This window comes from Pseudomonas sp. FW300-N2A2, assembly GCF_017351735.1.
In the GTDB taxonomy this organism is placed as follows: Bacteria; Pseudomonadota; Gammaproteobacteria; order Pseudomonadales; family Pseudomonadaceae; genus Aquipseudomonas; species Aquipseudomonas migulae.
The window spans coordinates 64,252-81,059 of sequence record NZ_JACNDU010000021.1 but is presented as its reverse complement, the minus strand read 5'-3'; the positions used below and the strand labels follow the sequence as shown (position 1 = coordinate 81,059).

Annotated in this window: 19 protein-coding genes; 7 read left to right on the top strand and 12 right to left on the bottom strand. The window is 60.3% G+C overall.

Annotated elements, in window-relative coordinates; translation table 11 throughout:
- Positions 1-2: 2 nt before the first annotated feature.
- Genes J4E42_RS21895 through J4E42_RS21885 form a run of 3 tightly spaced genes read right to left on the bottom strand, consistent with a single transcriptional unit; the run spans position 3 to position 1,862 of the window.
- The gene (locus J4E42_RS21895) at positions 3-545 is read right to left on the bottom strand and encodes a DUF2937 family protein (RefSeq protein ID WP_008035055.1); all 543 of its coding nucleotides are present in this window, start codon (positions 543-545) and stop codon (positions 3-5) included.
- Positions 546-557: 12 nt separating this feature from the next.
- A complete protein-coding gene (locus J4E42_RS21890) occupies positions 558-1,334 on the bottom strand; it encodes a class II glutamine amidotransferase (protein ID WP_008035054.1) in 777 nt (258 codons plus the stop codon).
- Between the two features lie 30 nt (positions 1,335-1,364).
- Positions 1,365-1,862: an MFS transporter gene (locus J4E42_RS21885; protein WP_192228710.1), complete on the bottom strand. Its 498-nt coding sequence runs from the start codon at positions 1,860-1,862 to the stop codon at positions 1,365-1,367.
- Between the two features lie 239 nt (positions 1,863-2,101).
- Between J4E42_RS21885 and J4E42_RS21880 the strand changes: the two genes are divergently transcribed.
- Both J4E42_RS21880 and J4E42_RS21875 read left to right on the top strand, forming a co-directional pair.
- Positions 2,102-4,156 carry a S9 family peptidase gene (locus J4E42_RS21880; protein WP_207286124.1) on the top strand — a complete coding sequence of 685 codons (2,055 nt, stop codon included), beginning with the start codon at positions 2,102-2,104 and terminating at the stop codon, positions 4,154-4,156.
- A 192-nt stretch (positions 4,157-4,348) separates the two neighbouring features.
- Positions 4,349-4,822: a cyclic nucleotide-binding domain-containing protein gene (locus J4E42_RS21875; protein WP_008035048.1), complete on the top strand. Its 474-nt coding sequence runs from the start codon at positions 4,349-4,351 to the stop codon at positions 4,820-4,822.
- On the opposite strand, the gene J4E42_RS21870 is transcribed toward J4E42_RS21875, so the two are convergent.
- Positions 4,819-5,109 carry a hypothetical protein gene (locus J4E42_RS21870; protein ID WP_192228708.1) on the bottom strand — a complete coding sequence of 97 codons (291 nt, stop codon included), beginning with the start codon at positions 5,107-5,109 and terminating at the stop codon, positions 4,819-4,821. The genes J4E42_RS21875 and J4E42_RS21870 overlap by 4 nt on opposite strands.
- 92 nt (positions 5,110-5,201) lie before the next feature.
- Here J4E42_RS21870 and J4E42_RS21865 point away from each other — a divergent pair, with 92 nt between their 5' ends.
- From J4E42_RS21865 to J4E42_RS21850, 4 genes are all read left to right on the top strand, one after another.
- A complete protein-coding gene (locus tag J4E42_RS21865) occupies positions 5,202-5,888 on the top strand; it encodes a spermidine synthase (protein WP_008034788.1) in 687 nt (228 codons plus the stop codon).
- A gap of 48 nt (positions 5,889-5,936) precedes the next feature.
- A complete protein-coding gene (locus tag J4E42_RS21860) occupies positions 5,937-6,308 on the top strand; it encodes a YajD family HNH nuclease (protein WP_007944009.1) in 372 nt (123 codons plus the stop codon).
- Between the two features lie 212 nt (positions 6,309-6,520).
- Positions 6,521-6,991, top strand: coding sequence for an RNA methyltransferase (locus J4E42_RS21855; RefSeq protein ID WP_008034973.1), 471 nt, complete (start codon positions 6,521-6,523; stop codon positions 6,989-6,991).
- 91 nt (positions 6,992-7,082) lie between these two features.
- A complete protein-coding gene (locus tag J4E42_RS21850) occupies positions 7,083-7,460 on the top strand; it encodes a DUF2892 domain-containing protein (protein ID WP_207286123.1) in 378 nt (125 codons plus the stop codon).
- 112 nt (positions 7,461-7,572) lie between these two features.
- On the opposite strand, the gene J4E42_RS21845 is transcribed toward J4E42_RS21850, so the two are convergent.
- On the bottom strand, positions 7,573-8,802 hold the full coding sequence (locus J4E42_RS21845) for a hypothetical protein (protein WP_207286122.1): 1,230 nt from the start codon (positions 8,800-8,802) through the stop codon (positions 7,573-7,575).
- A gap of 18 nt (positions 8,803-8,820) precedes the next feature.
- Positions 8,821-9,270, bottom strand: coding sequence for a YcgN family cysteine cluster protein (locus J4E42_RS21840; protein WP_008034970.1), 450 nt, complete (start codon positions 9,268-9,270; stop codon positions 8,821-8,823).
- A 165-nt stretch (positions 9,271-9,435) separates the two neighbouring features.
- Here J4E42_RS21840 and J4E42_RS21835 point away from each other — a divergent pair, with 165 nt between their 5' ends.
- Complete coding sequence (locus J4E42_RS21835; RefSeq protein ID WP_008034969.1) at positions 9,436-10,029, top strand: nitroreductase family protein; 594 nt, start codon at positions 9,436-9,438, stop codon at positions 10,027-10,029.
- Positions 10,030-10,155: 126 nt separating this feature from the next.
- Here J4E42_RS21835 and J4E42_RS21830 read toward each other — a convergent pair whose 3' ends face one another.
- The 6 genes from J4E42_RS21830 to J4E42_RS21805 form a co-directional block, all read right to left on the bottom strand.
- Positions 10,156-11,088, bottom strand: coding sequence for a D-2-hydroxyacid dehydrogenase (locus J4E42_RS21830; protein WP_008034968.1), 933 nt, complete (start codon positions 11,086-11,088; stop codon positions 10,156-10,158).
- Between the two features lie 120 nt (positions 11,089-11,208).
- Positions 11,209-11,502 carry a YcgL domain-containing protein gene (locus J4E42_RS21825; protein ID WP_008036150.1) on the bottom strand — a complete coding sequence of 98 codons (294 nt, stop codon included), beginning with the start codon at positions 11,500-11,502 and terminating at the stop codon, positions 11,209-11,211.
- Positions 11,499-12,632, bottom strand: a complete 1,134-nt coding sequence (rnd, locus tag J4E42_RS21820) for a ribonuclease D (protein WP_008034962.1) — start codon at positions 12,630-12,632, stop codon at positions 11,499-11,501. The genes J4E42_RS21825 and rnd overlap by 4 nt, the downstream gene beginning before the upstream one ends.
- 123 nt (positions 12,633-12,755) lie before the next feature.
- The gene (locus J4E42_RS21815; protein WP_207286121.1) at positions 12,756-13,418 is read right to left on the bottom strand and encodes a class I SAM-dependent methyltransferase; all 663 of its coding nucleotides are present in this window, start codon (positions 13,416-13,418) and stop codon (positions 12,756-12,758) included.
- A gap of 73 nt (positions 13,419-13,491) precedes the next feature.
- Positions 13,492-15,141 carry a phosphoethanolamine transferase gene (locus J4E42_RS21810; protein ID WP_207286120.1) on the bottom strand — a complete coding sequence of 550 codons (1,650 nt, stop codon included), beginning with the start codon at positions 15,139-15,141 and terminating at the stop codon, positions 13,492-13,494.
- A 168-nt stretch (positions 15,142-15,309) separates the two neighbouring features.
- Positions 15,310-16,692, bottom strand: a complete 1,383-nt coding sequence (locus J4E42_RS21805; protein WP_207286119.1) for a glutamine synthetase family protein — start codon at positions 16,690-16,692, stop codon at positions 15,310-15,312.
- Between the last annotated feature and the right edge of the window lie 116 nt (positions 16,693-16,808).

The window sequence follows — 16,808 nt, the reverse complement described above, 5'->3', positions numbered from 1 at the left end:
ACTTACAACCCGCGCAAATCCCGCTCTTCAATCGGCCGGCTCTGGCGCAGGCGCTTGCCGCCCAGCACCACCCAGTCGATCAGCCGGAACAGGCATTCAATCCCGAACGACAGCAGCAACGCGCCGCTCATGCCCCAGATCATCGCTTCCGGCGTCAGCAGGATCTGGTAGCTGTAGCCGTTCCAGGTTTCTTTGCGGATATCCGGGTCGGCGGCCAGTACAACCTGCAGGAAGCGGATGTACCACGGGCCTTGCATGGCCTGGAATTGTTTATCGAGGGCCAGTTGACGGGTGAGCAGGTTGCTCAGGCTGTCGGCATCGCTGCGGAAAACCGGGTCTTCGCTGGCGCGGTAGTGGGCGACCAGGGCCTGCATGTCACCCTTGAAAAATTGAATGGCGGTGCCCTGAAAACCGCTCAAGCCGGTCTGCGCCTCAATCAGGTGCGCTTCGACCCGCTTGGCGTAGTCGTTGATGAACCCCGGCACCTGGACGCCGATCAACAGGCCCGCCGCGAACAACACCAGCCGTAGATAACTGAGCAACATGGGGGAGAATCCTTATTCGGTCTTGCCCTGGCTGACGCATTCACCGCGTCGCCAGAGGCTCCATTGGCCCGGTTCGTAGCGGGTCCAGGTTTCGTTTTCGGTCAGGGGTTCGGTGGCGATGACCGTGACCACGTCGTTGGGCGTGGTTTCGGCCTGGAAATCGACGATCACGTCGACATCCTTCAAGCGCGCCGGGCCGAAGGGTGCTCGGCGGGTAATCTGCGCCAATTTGGTCGAGCAATAGCAGAACAGCCAGTCGCCGTCGCTGAGCAGGCAGTTGAACACGCCTTTGCTACGGTATTCGGCGCACGCGGCTACCAGATCCGGCAGCAGTGTTTCGATCTCTACCGGTTCCGGGAACGCCGCCCGTACGCGGTTGAGCAGATCGCAGAACGCCGCTTCACTGTCGGTATCGCCGACCGGGCGATAAAAGCTGGTGATCGGCTGAAAGTCCGCCAGTTGGCCGTTGTGGGCGAAACACCAGTTGCGCCCCCACAGTTCGCGCACGAACGGATGGGTATTGGACAGGCAGACCTTGCCGACGTTGGCCTGGCGGATATGGCCGATGACCACTTCACTCTTGATCGGATAACGTTGCACCAGGTTGGCGACTTCAGACTCGCTGCTCGCCGCCGGGTCCTGGAACAGGCGCAGGCCGCGGCCTTCATAAAAGGCGATGCCCCAACCGTCACGGTGCGGGCCCGTGCGGCCGCCGCGCTGCATCAGCCCGGTAAAGCTGAACACGATATCGGTCGGCACATTGGCGCTCATGCCCAATAACTCACACATGCTCGGACTCTCTGTAAGGCAGGGGCAAGGTTACAAACGCGGTTCGACGCGCATACGCTGAGGGTTGCTCGGGACCGGCGGGCGACCGTAACGGTCATCACCGGCACCGCCGAAAGGATGATCGTCGTCAGGGTCGTCGGCCCGGGCCGCAGCCTTGGCGGCCGCCGTACGTTCCTTGCGAGCGTTGGAGGCGCGTTCGATCGGGAATCGGATCGCCACGAACACCAGGTAAATGCCGAAGGCGATCATGCCGTACATGAACAGGTCGGAGACCGCCCGCCAGGCATTGTTGCCAACCTTGAACGCGAGATCGAGGGCGGTAATGGCGATGGCCGGTGCGACCTTTTCCTTCACCGGATCGATGATCGTCGGGCTGAACAGCAACACAGCGACCAGCAGCCGCAGAGGCTCGCGCAACCAGCGCCACATCCAGCGGGTCATGCGCATCCACACCAACAGGCAGCCTAAAGCGGCGAAGGCGTAAAGGCCCCAAGCGATCAGATAGTCGTTCTCGGTCATGGTGTCCATGGCAAGGCAGGCAAAGAGGCGCTTATAGTAACGACTTTTCGCACATCAGGCTTGCCCCAATGCCGGCCGGCTGTGCACAAACCCTGTGGGAGCGGGCTTGCTCGCGAAGGCGTCCTGTCAGCAACATTGATGGCGACTGACACACCGCTTTCGCGAGCAGGCTCGCTCCCACAGGGATTTGCGTCATTTGCCTATAGCCTGCGAACCCCTCTATTCCGTACATCGCCCGAGAGCCCTTCATGCCCCAATCCGCCAACATCACCAGCGCCCCGATTGCCCACAAGGCTGAAGGTTCTGACCCGTATGCCTGGCTGCAGGAACGCGACACCGACGTGGTGCTCGATTACCTCAAGGCTGAAAACCGCTATCTAGAGGCGCAAACCGCCGATCAGACCGGTCTGCGCGAAACCCTCTTCGAAGAGATCAAGGGCCGGATTCTCGAAACCGACCTGTCGCTGCCCTCCCCGTGGGGCCCGTATCTGTATTACACGCGCACCACCGCCGGCGACGAATACGCCCGACACTACCGCTGCCCGCGCCCGGCGGATGACAGCCTGCAACTCGACGAAAGCCAGGAACAGCTGCTGTTGGACCCGAACGAACTGGCCAACGGCGGCTTCTTTTCCCTCGGCGCATTCAGCATCAGCCCGGACCACCAGCGCCTGGCCTACAGCCTCGACACCACGGGCGATGAGATTTACACGCTGTTCGTGAAGGAATTATCCAGCGGCCGCGTCAGCGAACTGGAATTCGCCGACTGCGACGGCAGCATGACCTGGGCCAACGACAGCCTGACGCTGTTTTTCGGCGAACTGGACGACACCCATCGCCCGCACAAGCTGTTCCGCTATCGGCTGGACGGCACGGCGGCCGAAGAAGTGTTCCATGAGCCGGACGGCCGCTTCTTCATGCATTGCTACCGCTCAAGCTCGGAGCAGCAATTGCTGCTGGCGCTGGGCAGCAAGACCACCAGCGAAGTCTGGGTGCTCGACGCGTTCCAGCCGCAACAGGCGTTTACCTGTGTGGCGCCACGGGTCGAAGACCATGAGTACGACGTCGATCACGGCGCTCTCGATGGCCAGTGGACCTGGTTCATTCGCACCAACCGCGACGGCATCAACTTTGCCCTGTACACGGCCGTCGATACCGGCGTCGCACCGACCGAAGCTGACTGGCAGAACCTGATCCCCCACAGCGACACCACGATGATCGACGGCATGAGCCTCAACGCCGGCGCCCTGACGCTGAGCCTGCGGGTCGGCGGCTTGCCGATCATCGAGGTTCACCCGCAAGACCTGCCGAGCTACCGCGTGCAATTGCCGGATGCGGCCTACAGCCTGCACGTACAAAACAGCCTGGAGTTCGTCAGCGAGCGGATCCGCTTGCGCTATGAAGCATTGAACCGTCCGGCACAAATCCGCCAACTGGACCTGGTCAGCGGCGAACAGAAAGTGCTCAAGGAAACCCCGGTGCTCGGCCCGTTCGACGCCGACGCCTATGTCAGCCAGCGTCTTTGGGCGACCGCACCGGACGGCACGCAAGTGCCGATCAGCCTGGTGGTCAAGCGCGAAGCCCTCGGCAAGCCGACACCCCTTTATCTATACGGCTACGGCGCCTACGGCGAAAGCCTCGACCCGTGGTTCTCCCACGCGCGCCTGAGCCTGCTGGACCGCGGCGTTGCGTTTGCCATCGCCCACGTGCGCGGCGGCGGCGAATTGGGTGAAGCCTGGTATCGCGCCGGCAAACAGGAACACAAGCACAACACCTTCAGCGACTTCATCGCCTGCGCCGAGCACCTGATCGCCAACGGTTTCACCACCTCACAGCAATTGGCGATCAGCGGTGGCAGTGCCGGCGGGTTGTTGATCGGTGCGGTGCTTAACATGCGGCCGGAGTTGTTCGGCGCGGCGATTGCCGAAGTGCCGTTCGTCGATGTGTTGAACACGATGCTCGACCCGGATCTGCCGCTGACCGTCACGGAATACGACGAGTGGGGCAATCCTGAAGAGCCGGACGTTTATGATCGGATCAAGGCCTACGCCCCGTACGAAAACGTCACCGCGCAGGCGTATCCGGCGACGCTGGTGATCGCCGGCTACAACGACAGTCGCGTGCAGTACTGGGAAGCGGCGAAGTGGGTAGCGAAATTGCGCGCGACCAAAACCGATACCCATCAACTGCTGCTCAAGACCGAATTGGGCGCCGGGCATGGCGGAATGAGTGGCCGTTATCAGGGATTGCGTGACGTAGCACTCGAATACGCATTTGTTTTCGGGGTTTTGGGCATTGCCTGAGGAACTTGGCTCGGTGATTCGGTCTTAACACCCATGCCCCTTCAATGTGGGAGCGAGCCTGCTCGCGATGGCGGCGATACATCCAACATTTGTATTGAATGTGCCACCGTCATCGCGAGCAGGCTCGCTCCCACAAGGATTGAGGGCATCCAGAAGAACCGGAACCAGACACAAGAAAAAGACCGTGACGACATGTCAGAACCGACCTTACTGAACAACGAAATCCGCGACTGGCTGATGGACTGTGGCCTGTTCGATCAACTGCTGCCCGCCGACTTCGCAGCCGCCTCGGGCTACTTCAGCATCAGCACGGTGGCCGAGGGCGAAGAGATCTTCCGCGAAGGCGATGCCGGCAGTTTCATGTGCATCATCCATACCGGCCAGGTCGCGGTACAAAAAACCAACAGCGACGGACAACGGGTGACCATGGCCACGCTGCGCAGCGGTCGGGCGTTCGGCGAAATGGCTGTGCTCGATGGCGAACGGCGTTCCGCCAGTTGTGTGGCCGCGAGCAATTGCCAGCTGCTGAACCTGGGCAAGGATTCCCTGGAAAAGATGCTCAACGACGCGCCGAAAATCGCCGCGAAGATCATCCGCGCCCTCGCCGTCTCCCTGTCAAAACGCCTGCGCATGGCCGACGGGCAACTACTCTCGCAGCAGGTTTAACCGCCCGGCGACTTGATCTTCGTGCGGTTCTGCTCAAGCCCCGGCAAGGGCTGATCCTTGGGCGGGCTGGGCACGATGATCGGCGGCAACAGCGGCGGCCCGCCACTGCCAGGCCCGACTTTAGGCACACTGTTGGGGGTGATCTGCGGGTACGGCGTCGGTGTTGCCGTGCCGGGCGAACCGGGGAGCGGCGACGGGCTGGTCGGAATGGTTTGCAGCTCTTGGGCCTGCACTGCAGTTATCGAGAGCGCGGCCAAGGCAATGACCGTTAGAATGGTGCGCTTCATCAATGGCTCCGTTAGCCTTGTTGTCTATTTGCAGGCTACTCCCAACTGCGTTCGTTTGCCTCCCCCATGCCCTTCCTCCTCAAGAGATCCCCATGAAACGTTTCGTTCTGCTCGACACCGCGCCTATCCCTGAAAACGGCGGTGCCCTGTGCCTGTTCGAATACGGAGAGGATTTCGTCATCAAGATCCAGGGCGGCGACGGCGGACAATTGATGAATACGCGCATGCACGGTTCTGAAGATGCGCTGGCCGAGATCCCCTGCCGCAAGGTCGCCGGACGGCCGAATTCACGGGTATTGATTGGTGGCCTGGGCATGGGCTTTACCCTCGCCTCGGCCCTCAAGCATTTGGGCAAGAGCGCTGAAGTGGTGGTCGCCGAACTGGTGCCGGGCGTGGTCGAGTGGAATCGCGGGCCGCTGGGCGAGAAAGCCGGGAACCCGTTGCTGGATAAACGCACGGTGATTCGCATGGAAGACGTGGCGAACGTGCTGCAGGCCGAACCGCAAGGTTTCGATGCGATCATGCTCGACGTCGATAACGGCCCGGAAGGCCTGACCCAGAGAGCCAACAGCTGGCTCTACTCCGCTGGCGGCCTGAGCGCCTGCGCCAAAGCCTTGCGACCCAAAGGCGTGCTGGCTGTCTGGTCGGCCAGCGCCGACAAGCAGTTTTCCGACAAACTGAAGAAGGCGGGCTTCAAGGCCGAGGAAGTCCAGGTCTTCGCCCACGGCAACAAGGGCACCCGCCACACCATCTGGATTGCCGAGAAGCTCAAGGGCTAGGCTAAACTTACGTCATAACCGTCATTAGTCTTTTACAAAGGTGAACCCATGAGTTCGTCAACACCGACCAACACCTCGAAGCTGGACCGCATCCTCGCCGACAACCAGCGCGACAAGGAAATGGGTTACCGCGACAAAGCCCTGAAGATGTACCCGCACGTGTGCGGCCGCTGCGCCCGTGAGTTTTCCGGCAAGCGCCTGAGCGAACTGACCGTGCACCACCGCGACCACAACCACGACAACAACCCGCAGGATGGGTCGAACTGGGAATTGTTGTGCCTGTATTGCCACGACAACGAGCACTCGCGGTATACCGACCAGCAATATTTCGGTGAGGGTTCGTTGAGCACGCCGAAGATTGCCAAGGCGACGCATAACCCGTTTGCGGCGTTGGCCGGGTTGATGAAAAAAGAAGACTGAATATCTTCATTGCCTGACTTGGCCCCATCGCTAGCAGGCTAGCTCCCACAGGGGATCTTCTGTGCACATAAGTGTTTGTGAACACCCAAGATCCAATGTGGGAGCTAGCCTGCTAGCGATAGCAATTGTTCAGGCACCACCAATCTCAAACCAGACACCCCCTCCCCCAATCCCCGTATAATCGCCGTTTTTTCCCCGAAGGCACCCCGCTCGTGGCAGACAAACGGTACAGCTGCATTGGTTTGTTCAACCCAAAATCACCGGAAAACGTCGGCTCGGTCATGCGCGCCGCCGGCTGCTACAACGTGGCGTCCGTGTTCTACACCGGCAAGCGCTATGACCGCGCCGCCGACTTCGTCACCGACACCAAACGTGTTCACTACGACATTCCGCTGATCGGCATCGACGACCTGAAAAAAATCCTGCCGCTGGGCTGCGTGCCGGTGGCCGTGGAACTGGTCGACGGCGCCCGTTCGCTGCCGGAATACACCCACCCGGATCGCGCGCTGTACATCTTCGGCCCGGAAGACGGCTCGCTGGATAAAGAGATTCGCGACTGGTGCGAAGACGTGGTCTACATCCCGACCACCGGTTGCATGAACCTTGCGGCCACCGTCAACGTCGTGCTGTACGACCGTATGGCCAAGGGCCTCAACACCCGCTCCGGGCCGAAATTCCGCTGAACCGACGCACATCCGATGGAACAAGCCGCCCGCCTCGGCAGTCAGCTTAATTATCTATTCTTGAAGCAGTCCTTCCAGCAGGAGACAGATCATGAGCGAACTCAAACGCGTGGAGCGCATCGAGTCCACCCCGTTCCAGAGTCCTTCCGAGCATAACGTCCACGGTTGGGAACGCGCCGGCTCCGTCGCCGGCGGCCTGGTGATGGTGGGCAAAGGCCTGCGTCGCGGCGGTATTTTCGGTTTGATCCAGGTGGCGATCGGTGGCGTGGCGCTGGCCCGTGGCATCACTGGCCACAGTTCGGCCAAGAGCCTGTTGGAGAAGAGCCGTCAGGACATGAACAACGTGCGGGCGAAAATCGAGCGTGCCGGGGAAGACCTGGCTCGGTTGAAGGCGAATGCCGAGGCAGCGACCAAAACCGCCACCGTGACCGGGAATGAGTCGTTGAAGTCGCCGAAAACCGGGGTTTGATCCGAAATATCCGTTGAGGCATGTGGCCTCTTCGCTAGCAGGCTAGCTCCCACATTGGTCCCGTGTACGACGAAGCCCCAGTGTGGGAGCTAGCCTGCTAGCGATAGCGGTGTCACTGAATCAAATCGTTATCGAGGACTTTCGAGGACTCGCCAATCACACTCTCGGCCAGCTGAACGAATTCCTTGGTATCCACACTCTCCAGGTGCATCGCCCCGCGCAACACATCATCGAGCGAGCGCTTGTTGCGGGTCTTGATACGGATCTCCTGATCCAGTTCACTCAGCAATAGAACCGCTTTGCCAATCTGTGCCGGGCTGATCTGCTCGCCCCGCAACGTCGTGACCTTCTGGCTATCCTTGGCCAACTTCTTGTGCAAACTCTCATACCGCTCATCACTCATGCCACCGGCGCGGCGCACCAGTTCGATGGCGTAATACTCGGCAAAGCCTTCGCTGATCCAGTCGCTGCGCTGCTTGTCGTTGATGCGCCCGAACACCTGGGCCAGCTCACGCACCAGTGCGCTGCTGCCACTTTCGCTGACCAGTGGCAGGCGCGAATTCAGATAGATCGATTCTCGCGCCGCCAGACTGCCGCGCCACATCGGGTCGTTGGCACCGACGATCAGCAACTTGGCGGGATGACGCGGAAACACAGCCTGCACTTGCGGCCAGACGAACGTCAGCAGCGTCAGCACGTCCATGCGGCGCATGCCCTGGCCCTGAGGCGAGGCGACGGTGACTTCGGTTTCCCCAAGCCGGGTGCGACGGCTGCCGAGGTGACCGGCGAGCATCCAGCCGGTTGGCCGGTCGAACAGGCGCGAGACGTTGTCGATGCGGAATTTGTTCTTGCCGATCCGCGGCCAGGCGGTTTCGACGCTTTTCCATCCGGTGGGCAATTCGAATTCAAGGCGTGACACCAATTCGATGCCGTCCTGCTGATCGAGTCTGGCGGCCGGTACCAGGTCGTCGCCGCGCATCAGCGCCCAGGTCGGGGTCATGCGCGTGTCGAAGCTGCCGCTCTTGCGACCGTGGCTGATGCGCACGCGGTAGGTCAGGCTGGCCTTGTCGGCCGACGGGCGCCAGACACCCCGGGCCTCTTTGCCCGGCGTGAGTTGCCATTGGCCGTCGGCCTTGAAGTCGCTGTAATGGCTGCCATCGCCGAGGTCGAAATCCAGACTGCGCACCGCCGAACCCTGGACCAGCGTCAGGCGCACTTCAGCCTGATCGCTTTGCGGCAACAGGCGCACGTGGTAATCCAGATCGACTTTCTTCGCCGCCCACACCGACGAACTCAGGGCCAGCAGCCCAACGGCCAACGCCAGCCGCAATCCCACAGCCATACACACTCCCTTGTAAAACTAACCTGCGCGGAAAATCAGATGGTCTTCCCAATCGTCCTCGGGCACGCTGCCTTCGGCGAGCATGCGCCCGGACTGGGAAATACGTTCGTGATGCACGGCATCGCGATCACCGCACACCAGATGGTGCCAGAGTGGCAAATCCTTGCCCTCGCTGACCAGGCGATAACCGCAGGTCGGCGGCAGCCATTTGAACTCATCGGCCTTGCCCGGTGTGAGCTGAATGCAGTCCGGCACGAACTCACGACGGTTGGGGTAATCGCTGCACTGGCAGGTTTTCAGGTCCAGCAGTTTGCAGGCGATGCGCGTGTAATAAACGCTGTTGTCGTCTTCATCCTCAAGCTTTTGCAGGCAGCACAGGCCACAACCGTCGCACAGCGATTCCCATTCCTCTTGATCGAGTTGATCGAGGGTTTTGCGTATCCAGAACGGTTCGACTTTGGCGGCCATGGCTCAAGCATCAACATCAGGTGGTGAAAAGGCCGCCAGTCTAGTGCCAAGGCCGTTGCGGGCCAAGCATTGGCGACTGCCGGTAGAACGCGCTTGTCAGTTTTTGCGCTGCCCAGTAGGGTTTCGCGTCGCCCCTCACTTTCAAACGTAGCAAGGAATCTATTGATGAGTGCCAATCCACGCGTTGCCGATTATGCCATCCACCCTCAATTCACTGATCGCTGGTCGCCCCGCGCCTTCACCGGCGAGGCCATCTCCGAGGAAACCCTGCTGAGCTTCTTCGAAGCCGCACGCTGGGCGCCATCGGCCTACAACTCGCAGCCTTGGCGGTTTCTCTACGCGCGCCGCGATACGCCGAACTGGGAGCGTTACCTGGGCCTGCTGAACGAATTCAACCGCAGCTGGGCGCAACACGCCTCGGCGCTGGTGATCGTGATCTCGAAAACCACCTTCACAGCACCCGGCGCCACCGAAGAAACCCCGGCGCTGTGGCACACCTTCGACACCGGTTCTGCCTGGGGCCATCTGGCGCTGCAAGCGAGCATCAGCGGCTGGCACACCCACGGCATGGCCGGTTTCGATCAGGAACTGACCCGCAAGGAGCTGAACATTCCTGAAGGTTACGCACTGCACGCGGCAGTGGCGGTGGGCAAGCTGGGGGACAAGGCGACGCTGGCGGATTACCTGCAAGCCCGTGAAGAGCCAAGCCCGCGTCGTCCGTTGAGCGAGTTGGCGGCTGAAGGCGACTTCACCCTCTAAGCCACACCGCAAAACCAATGTGGGAGCGGGCTTGCTCGCGAAAGCGGTGTACCTGACAGAGTTAATGTCGACTGACACACCGCTTTCGCGAGCAAGCCCGCTCCCACATTTTTTATTGCAGTGGGCTCAATACCCGCGATTGAAATCCACTTCGCCGCGCAACGCTTCGCCCGCCTGATACGCCCGCAAATTCTCGACAAACAACTTCACCATCATCGTCGGCGACGTTGGTGCGGAGCTATGGCCGGTCAACAGCAGGCCCCAGGCCGTCCAGAACGGATGACGTTGCGGCAGCGGCTCCTGACGGCAGACGTCGATCACAGCGCCCGCCAGATGCCCTTCCTTCAAGGCTTCCACCAGATCCGCATCGACCACCGCCACGCCGCGCCCGACGTTGATGAACAACCCGGTCGGCTTGAATTGCTTGAACAGTGCCGCGTTGTACAGGTCGTGGGTACTCGGGGTGTTCGGCAGCAGATTGATCACGTAATCCACTTCACCGACCAGGCGCGGCAAGTCCGCCAGCGCTCCCACTTCGACAAACGGAGCCTGCTCGCGGGCTTCGCTGGCGATGCCATACAACTCGACGCCAAACGGCAGCAGGAACTGCGCGACGGTCTGGCCGATATCGCCGGTGCCGACGATCAAGACCTTGCGCCCTGCCAGACTTTGGCCCTGACGACTGTCCCATTTGCGCTCGACCTGACTGACCAGCCGCGGCAGCACTTCGCGTTCGTGGCCGAGCATGTAGGTCAGCACGTATTCAGCCATGACCTGACCGAAAATCCCGACAGCGCGAGTCAGGCGATAGTGGCGCGGCAAACCGTCGGCCAGCAGCGGCGTGATCCCGGCCCACGTCGACTGCAACCATTGTGGCTGGTGGCCCTGACGCAACAGAGTGGCCAGGAGGTCCGGCTGACCCAGCCAGATCGGGCAATCGGCAGCCTGACTGGCCAGTTCGGCGGAGTCACCGCTGGTCAGCACTTCCAGATCAGGTGCTGCCTGACGCAACAGTTGGGCATACACAGGGTGGTCGTGTTCAGCAATCAGAACGCGCATGGTTCAAACCTTTCAAAAGCAGTGCAGACGGCCGCCGAGGGAGTATCGCTCCCTCGTTGCGGCCATCGCCAAAATCATTCCAGTTTTTCATAAAGGCTCTGAACAGAGCCTGTCTGCCGACTACATCGGGTCGTTGCGTCGCAACAACTCTTCCGGCAAGTGTTCGATGTATTCGTCTTCGGCCGGTGGCATTTGCAGGTGATAGCCCTGCTTGTCGAGGTTTTCCAGCACCACGGTGATGTCCTCGCGCGACAGCTTGCGCTCGGGGGTCAGCACCAGGTCAAACGCGTGGTGAGGTTTGCCAAAAGCGGCCATCAGACTTTCCGGAACGCGCTCCAGTGCATCGCTTTTGAGCACATAGAGGTACATCTCGTTTTTCTTCAGGCTTCGATAGATGGAGCAAATACGTTTCAAGGCTGTTCTCCGGCGGTGGCCAGGCTGTCGAGCAGCGCCTGGCCCATCAATTCGCGGCGCCAGCCACGCAGCGAATCAGGCAATTGGTAAGGACCATTGGGGAAGCCGCTCTTGAGCAGCGCTTCCAGGGTTTTCTTGCGCAGCATCAGTTCCGGCGCGACGTTCAGTCGCTCGGCTTCGGCCTGGCCGAGTGCACGCAACTGTTTGATCAGTGCGGCAGCATCCACCGGCAACGGTTCCGGCACGGCAGGCGGCCATTGATCTGGCGACACACTGCCAGAGCGCTTGATCAGATCAAGCAGAAATTCGCCGTCCTGACGCACGGTACGCGGGTGCATGTCTTCGATTTTCGCCAACGCCCCGAGGTTGTCCGGTTGCGTGCGCGCCAGCGGCCACAGGGAATGTTCACGGATGATGCGATTGCGCGGCAGATCACGGGCGCGGGCCTCGCGTTCACGCCAGGCGCAGAGTTCACGCAAAACGGCGAGCTGAGCGCGAGACAACTTCCAGGCCAGTTTCGCTTCGCGGTAAACCTCGTACGGGTCGACTTCACGACGCAGGTTGGCCACCAGCTCGGCGCCGTCTTCCAGGACCCAGGCGTACTTGTCGTCAGACAGCTTCGGACGAAGCTGTACGAAAACTTCCGCCAGGTGCAAGGCGTCTTCGGCGGCGTAGCTGATCTGGGTGTCAGACAGCGGGCGTTGCAGCCAATCGGAACGGGTCTCGCCCTTGGGCAGGTCGATGCCGAGCACTTCCTGCACCAACCGCGAATACCCCATGGAGAAACCGAGGTTCAGGTAGGCGGCGGCCAATTGCGTGTCGAACAGCGGCGCCGGCAGGCTGCCGGTCAGGCGCAGCAACACTTCGAGGTCTTCGCTGCACGCGTGGACGACTTTGACCACGGCCGGGTTTTCCAGCAACGCGGCCAGGGGTTGCCAGTTGTCGATGGTCAACGGGTCAATCAGGTAAGCGCGTACGCCATCGCCGATCTGCAGCAAACCCGCGATCGGATAAAAGGTGTCGACCCGCATGAATTCGGTGTCGAGGGCAACGTAGGGCAGCTGCTGCCACTCGGCGCAAAACCGGCCGAGGCTATCGTTGTCGCGAATCCAGTGAATATCGATGGCCACACGGCTCTCCCTTGAAGAATGGCGCGCAGTATATATCGCCCCCGGCGATTTCCGCGCCTCCACTGAACAAGAGCTTTAGCGAAAACACCTGCTTGTTAGCAAGAATAGTCTGACGGAGGGAGGTTATCTGGCCTTACGCAGCACGTAGACGCGCATCCGCGTGCAACCGGGCAGGAAATCCTGATGGCTGAGTAAACGGAACCCGGCCTGTTTGAACTCGGCTTCCACCTCGGCCTTACTGGCCAGATGCCGGGCATGAGTGCCTTGTGCATCGGGTTGCCGGCGTTTGAAATGAGCTTCGACCCGCACCGCGACAATCACGGTGTCGCGGCTGACCCGGTGGAACTCACCGAGCATGGCTGACCGATGCTCGGCGCAGGCGATGTGCTGAAACAGTTGCATGCAAAAAATGCAGTCCACCGCATTCGCCGACAAGCCGATGGCGAACGCCGAACTCTGAAAGGTCTTGACCCGTTTCAGCAGCTCTTGCGGATGATGGATCGGGGCGTGATCGAGCATGTCCTGCGACGGATCGGACGCCAGGATCACCCGGTTAGCATGTTCGGCCAGCACCGGCCAGAAACGTCCGGCCCCGCAAGCGACGTCAAGAATCAACCCCGGCTCGCCGGCCACCTTGAGCGCGTTGCGCACCAACTGCTCGTCCCGCCAGAACGCCAGGCGCCCGGACAGGCCACGCGGACGCGGCTGCATGCAGACGCGGGCGTGTTCCTGGTCATAGCGCCGGGCGAACTCAAGCTCGAAGGCAGATGGGGGTTGAGGGGACATGTGTGATTGCTCTTGTAGGAAAATCTACCGGCCGCAGGTTAGCGGCCGATACGTGAAAAAAAGGTCGTTACCCTCACTCTTTGGCCAAGACGCCGTCGATCACCGCACCACGGCAGCCGGCAAACAGGTCCAGATCCTGGTTGTAGACCTTACTGTTGACCTCCAGCAGACCGAGCATCGAATGGAACAGATTGTCCTGGCTCAGCGGCTTCTCACGGCTCAATTGCAGGCAGTGGGTGTCCACCGAGAACGACTTTTGATAGCTGTCAGAGAACCAGGCCAGCATCGCAACATGCTTCTGTTGCTCCGGCGCCAGCATGTAAGGCGTACCGTGGAGGAACAGGTTGTATTCGCCCAGGGATTCGCCGTGGTCCGACAGGTAGAGCATCGCGGTATCAACTTTGTCCTGGTTGCTGCGCAACAGATCGATCAGGGTCGACAGCACGTGGTCGGTGTAAACGAGGGTGTTGTCGTAACCATTGACGATACTTTCGCGACTGCAATTATTCAGGGCATTACTTTCACACACCGGCGTAAAGCGTTCGTACTCTTTCGGGTAGCGCTTGAAATACTCCGGGCCATGACTGCCCATCTGGTGCAATACCAACACCGTGTCTTTATCCAGGGTGTCGATGAAGTGCTGCAAACCTTGCAGGAGAATTTCATCGCGGCATTCACTATTGGCGCAGAGCACCGGGTCTTTCAGGTTACTGACATCGTCGAGGGTGACGCGGTCGCACGTGCCTTTGCAGCCTGACTGGTTATCGCGCCATATCACCTCCAGGCCTGCACGCTTGAGCACATCCAGCAGGCCTTCTTCATTCTTGGCCTTGCTCGCGTTGTAGTCCTTGCGGCCCATGTTGGAAAACATGCAGGGCACCGACACGGCCGTTTCAGTACCGCAGGAATGCACATCGGTGAACGCAATCAGGCCGGCTTCTTTATCCAGTTTTGGCGTGGTGTCACGGTTATAACCCAGCACACCGAAGTTCTCGGCCCGGGCACTTTCACCGACCACCAGCACGGTCAGGGATTTGCGGCTGTGCGCTTGCCAGGTCGGATTTCTCTCGGCGTCCTCACCGATTTTAACGAAAGGCTGATGGGCCGAAGCGACTTGCTCACGCAGGTAGCTGAACGAGGCGCCGATGTAGTTACTCGGGACCACCATCAAACGCAATTCATGGTGATTGCGAAACAGTGAGGACAGGCCCTGATAGTTGACCAGTGCGACGCCACCGATCACCGCCACCGACGCCACACTTACCAGTACTTTACTGAGCAACTCACGGTGCCAGCGGCGGTAATTAATTGGCGTCTTCCACAACAACCACGAAGGTAAAACCCCGAGCAGAACAATATAAACAAGTAACTTTATCGAGAGTAAGTCACGCACTTCCGTGGCATTGGTTTGCGCAAAGTTACGCAACATGCCTGTGTCGATAAGTGCACCGTATTGCCCCATGAAATACGCCACCCCGGCGCTGATCATGAAGAGTAGGGTCAAGACCGGTTTTAACAGCGGGCGGAACGCCAGCAGGGTCAATACGATGTTGAAAGCAGCCAGAATCATCAAGCCAAAAGCCACACGCATGACGATGCCTTGACCGTCGAACGCGGTGATTTCAAACAAATGTTGCCAGAGCACCAAATTAAAGCCTGTCAATAAAAAGGCACTGGCAATCAACGTCACCCACTCGGGGCGAACGGCTTTGAGTTTCCACATGATAATCGGCTGTTCCTGAAAAGAAGTGCCGTCGGTCAATGTGAAAATTTCATTGACCGCGACAGCACTAATTTTAAGTAGCCAACCATCAATTTTTTGTGAAAAAGAAGCCAACGATTAGTTGGCTTAAGGCGTTTAACTACATCTTGAGATGTATTTGAGAATGGTTCAGGCCTGGTTCAGGTACCAACGCCAATCCTGCTCACCGACCTCGCCCATGAATTGACGATACTCGGCACGCTTCACCGCGAGGTAAACACCCAGAAATTCTCTGCCGAAGGCCTCTCGCGCCCAGCCCGAACCTTCCAGTGCGCGCAAGGTGGTCAGCCAGTCGGTGGGCAGCAGTTCCGTGGCCTGGGCGTAACCATTGCCCTCCACGGGCGCCCCCGGGTCCAGTTGTTCGCGAATGCCGCGATGGATACCCGCCAGAATCGCCGCAGCCGCCAGGTACGGGTTGGCGTCGGCGCCGCAAATGCGATGTTCGATGTGCCGCGAGAATGCCGGCCCGCCTGGCACGCGTAGACTCACGGTGCGATTGTCCACGCCCCAGGTGGCTGCCAGCGGCGCGTAGCTGTTGGTCTGGAAGCGACGGTAGGAGTTGGCGTTCGGGCAGAACAGCAACAACGAATCGAGCAAAGTGCTGAGCATCCCGCCAACCGCCTGTTTAAGCAGCGGCGTACCGTCTGCGGCTTCGCTGGCGAACAGGTTGTTGCCGTCCTTGTCCGCGAGGCTGACGTGCATATGCATGCCCGTGCCGGCCAGGTCATCGAACGGTTTGGCCATGAAGCACGCGGTCATCCCGTGCTTGTGTGCCACACCCTTGACCAGGCGCTTGTAGCGCACGGCTTCGTCCATCGCCTGCAAGGCGTCGGTGCGATGCTCAAGGGTGATTTCCACCTGCCCCGGCGCGTATTCGGAAATCGCCGTGCGCGCCGGAATGCCCTGGAGTTTGCAGGCGCTGTAGAGATCCGCCAGAAACGGCTCGATCTGCTCCAGTTCACGCAAGCCGTAGACTTGAGTTGCGCGCGGGCGCCCGCCATCGACATCCCGCGCCGGTTGCGGCCGGCCGTTGCTGTCGCGCTGCTGATCCAGCAGATAGAACTCCAGCTCCGCGGCCATCACCGGGTAATAGCCGTCCGCCTGCAAGCCTTCGATCACCTTCGCCAACAGGTGCCGCGGGTCGGCGATGGTTGCCGGCATGCCCTCCTTCGGGTGCATGCTGACCTGCACCGCCGCCGTCGGAATCAATCGCCATGGCATGCGCGTCAAGCTGCCGCTGATCGGGTAGGCCCGGCAATCGATATCCCCCACGTCCCAGACCAGACCCGAGTTTTCCACGTCATCGCCGTTGATGGTCAGGCCCAGGATAGTGCTTGGCAGGGGGCGACCGCTTTCGTAGACCGCCAGCAGTTCATCGCGATGCAACAACTTGCCCCGTGGCACACCGTTGTTGTCGAGGATGAACAACTCGAACATCTCGATATCCGGATTCTGTTCCAGAAAAGTCAGGGCTTCTTGTTTCGTGGCGAAGGAGGTCGTGGCACAACTCATAGGAATTCTCTTGTTTCCGCGTCAGGCAAACGCGCAGGCGCTGCCGGTTTGATCCCGGCGCACAGCGCAGGACCTGTAGGAACAATCAACGGGAAAGGCAGGAATCCGGTGGGCGC

What these genes read in the sequence shown, in the direction of transcription:
- J4E42_RS21895 (WP_008035055.1), bottom strand. Translation starts at nt 545, where the DNA reads ATGTTGCTCAGTTATCTACGGCTGGTGTTGTTCGCGGCGGGCCTGTTG.
- J4E42_RS21890 (WP_008035054.1), bottom strand. Translation starts at nt 1,334, where the DNA reads ATGTGTGAGTTATTGGGCATGAGCGCCAATGTGCCGACCGATATCGTG.
- J4E42_RS21885 (WP_192228710.1), bottom strand. Translation starts at nt 1,862, where the DNA reads ATGGACACCATGACCGAGAACGACTATCTGATCGCTTGGGGCCTTTAC.
- J4E42_RS21880 (WP_207286124.1), top strand. Translation starts at nt 2,102, where the DNA reads ATGCCCCAATCCGCCAACATCACCAGCGCCCCGATTGCCCACAAGGCT.
- J4E42_RS21875 (WP_008035048.1), top strand. Translation starts at nt 4,349, where the DNA reads ATGTCAGAACCGACCTTACTGAACAACGAAATCCGCGACTGGCTGATG.
- J4E42_RS21870 (WP_192228708.1), bottom strand. Translation starts at nt 5,109, where the DNA reads ATGAAGCGCACCATTCTAACGGTCATTGCCTTGGCCGCGCTCTCGATA.
- J4E42_RS21865 (WP_008034788.1), top strand. Translation starts at nt 5,202, where the DNA reads ATGAAACGTTTCGTTCTGCTCGACACCGCGCCTATCCCTGAAAACGGC.
- J4E42_RS21860 (WP_007944009.1), top strand. Translation starts at nt 5,937, where the DNA reads ATGAGTTCGTCAACACCGACCAACACCTCGAAGCTGGACCGCATCCTC.
- J4E42_RS21850 (WP_207286123.1), top strand. Translation starts at nt 7,083, where the DNA reads ATGAGCGAACTCAAACGCGTGGAGCGCATCGAGTCCACCCCGTTCCAG.
- J4E42_RS21845 (WP_207286122.1), bottom strand. Translation starts at nt 8,802, where the DNA reads ATGGCTGTGGGATTGCGGCTGGCGTTGGCCGTTGGGCTGCTGGCCCTG.
- J4E42_RS21840 (WP_008034970.1), bottom strand. Translation starts at nt 9,270, where the DNA reads ATGGCCGCCAAAGTCGAACCGTTCTGGATACGCAAAACCCTCGATCAA.
- J4E42_RS21835 (WP_008034969.1), top strand. Translation starts at nt 9,436, where the DNA reads ATGAGTGCCAATCCACGCGTTGCCGATTATGCCATCCACCCTCAATTC.
- J4E42_RS21830 (WP_008034968.1), bottom strand. Translation starts at nt 11,088, where the DNA reads ATGCGCGTTCTGATTGCTGAACACGACCACCCTGTGTATGCCCAACTG.
- J4E42_RS21815 (WP_207286121.1), bottom strand. Translation starts at nt 13,418, where the DNA reads ATGTCCCCTCAACCCCCATCTGCCTTCGAGCTTGAGTTCGCCCGGCGC.
- J4E42_RS21810 (WP_207286120.1), bottom strand. Translation starts at nt 15,141, where the DNA reads ATGTGGAAACTCAAAGCCGTTCGCCCCGAGTGGGTGACGTTGATTGCC.
- J4E42_RS21805 (WP_207286119.1), bottom strand. Translation starts at nt 16,692, where the DNA reads ATGAGTTGTGCCACGACCTCCTTCGCCACGAAACAAGAAGCCCTGACT.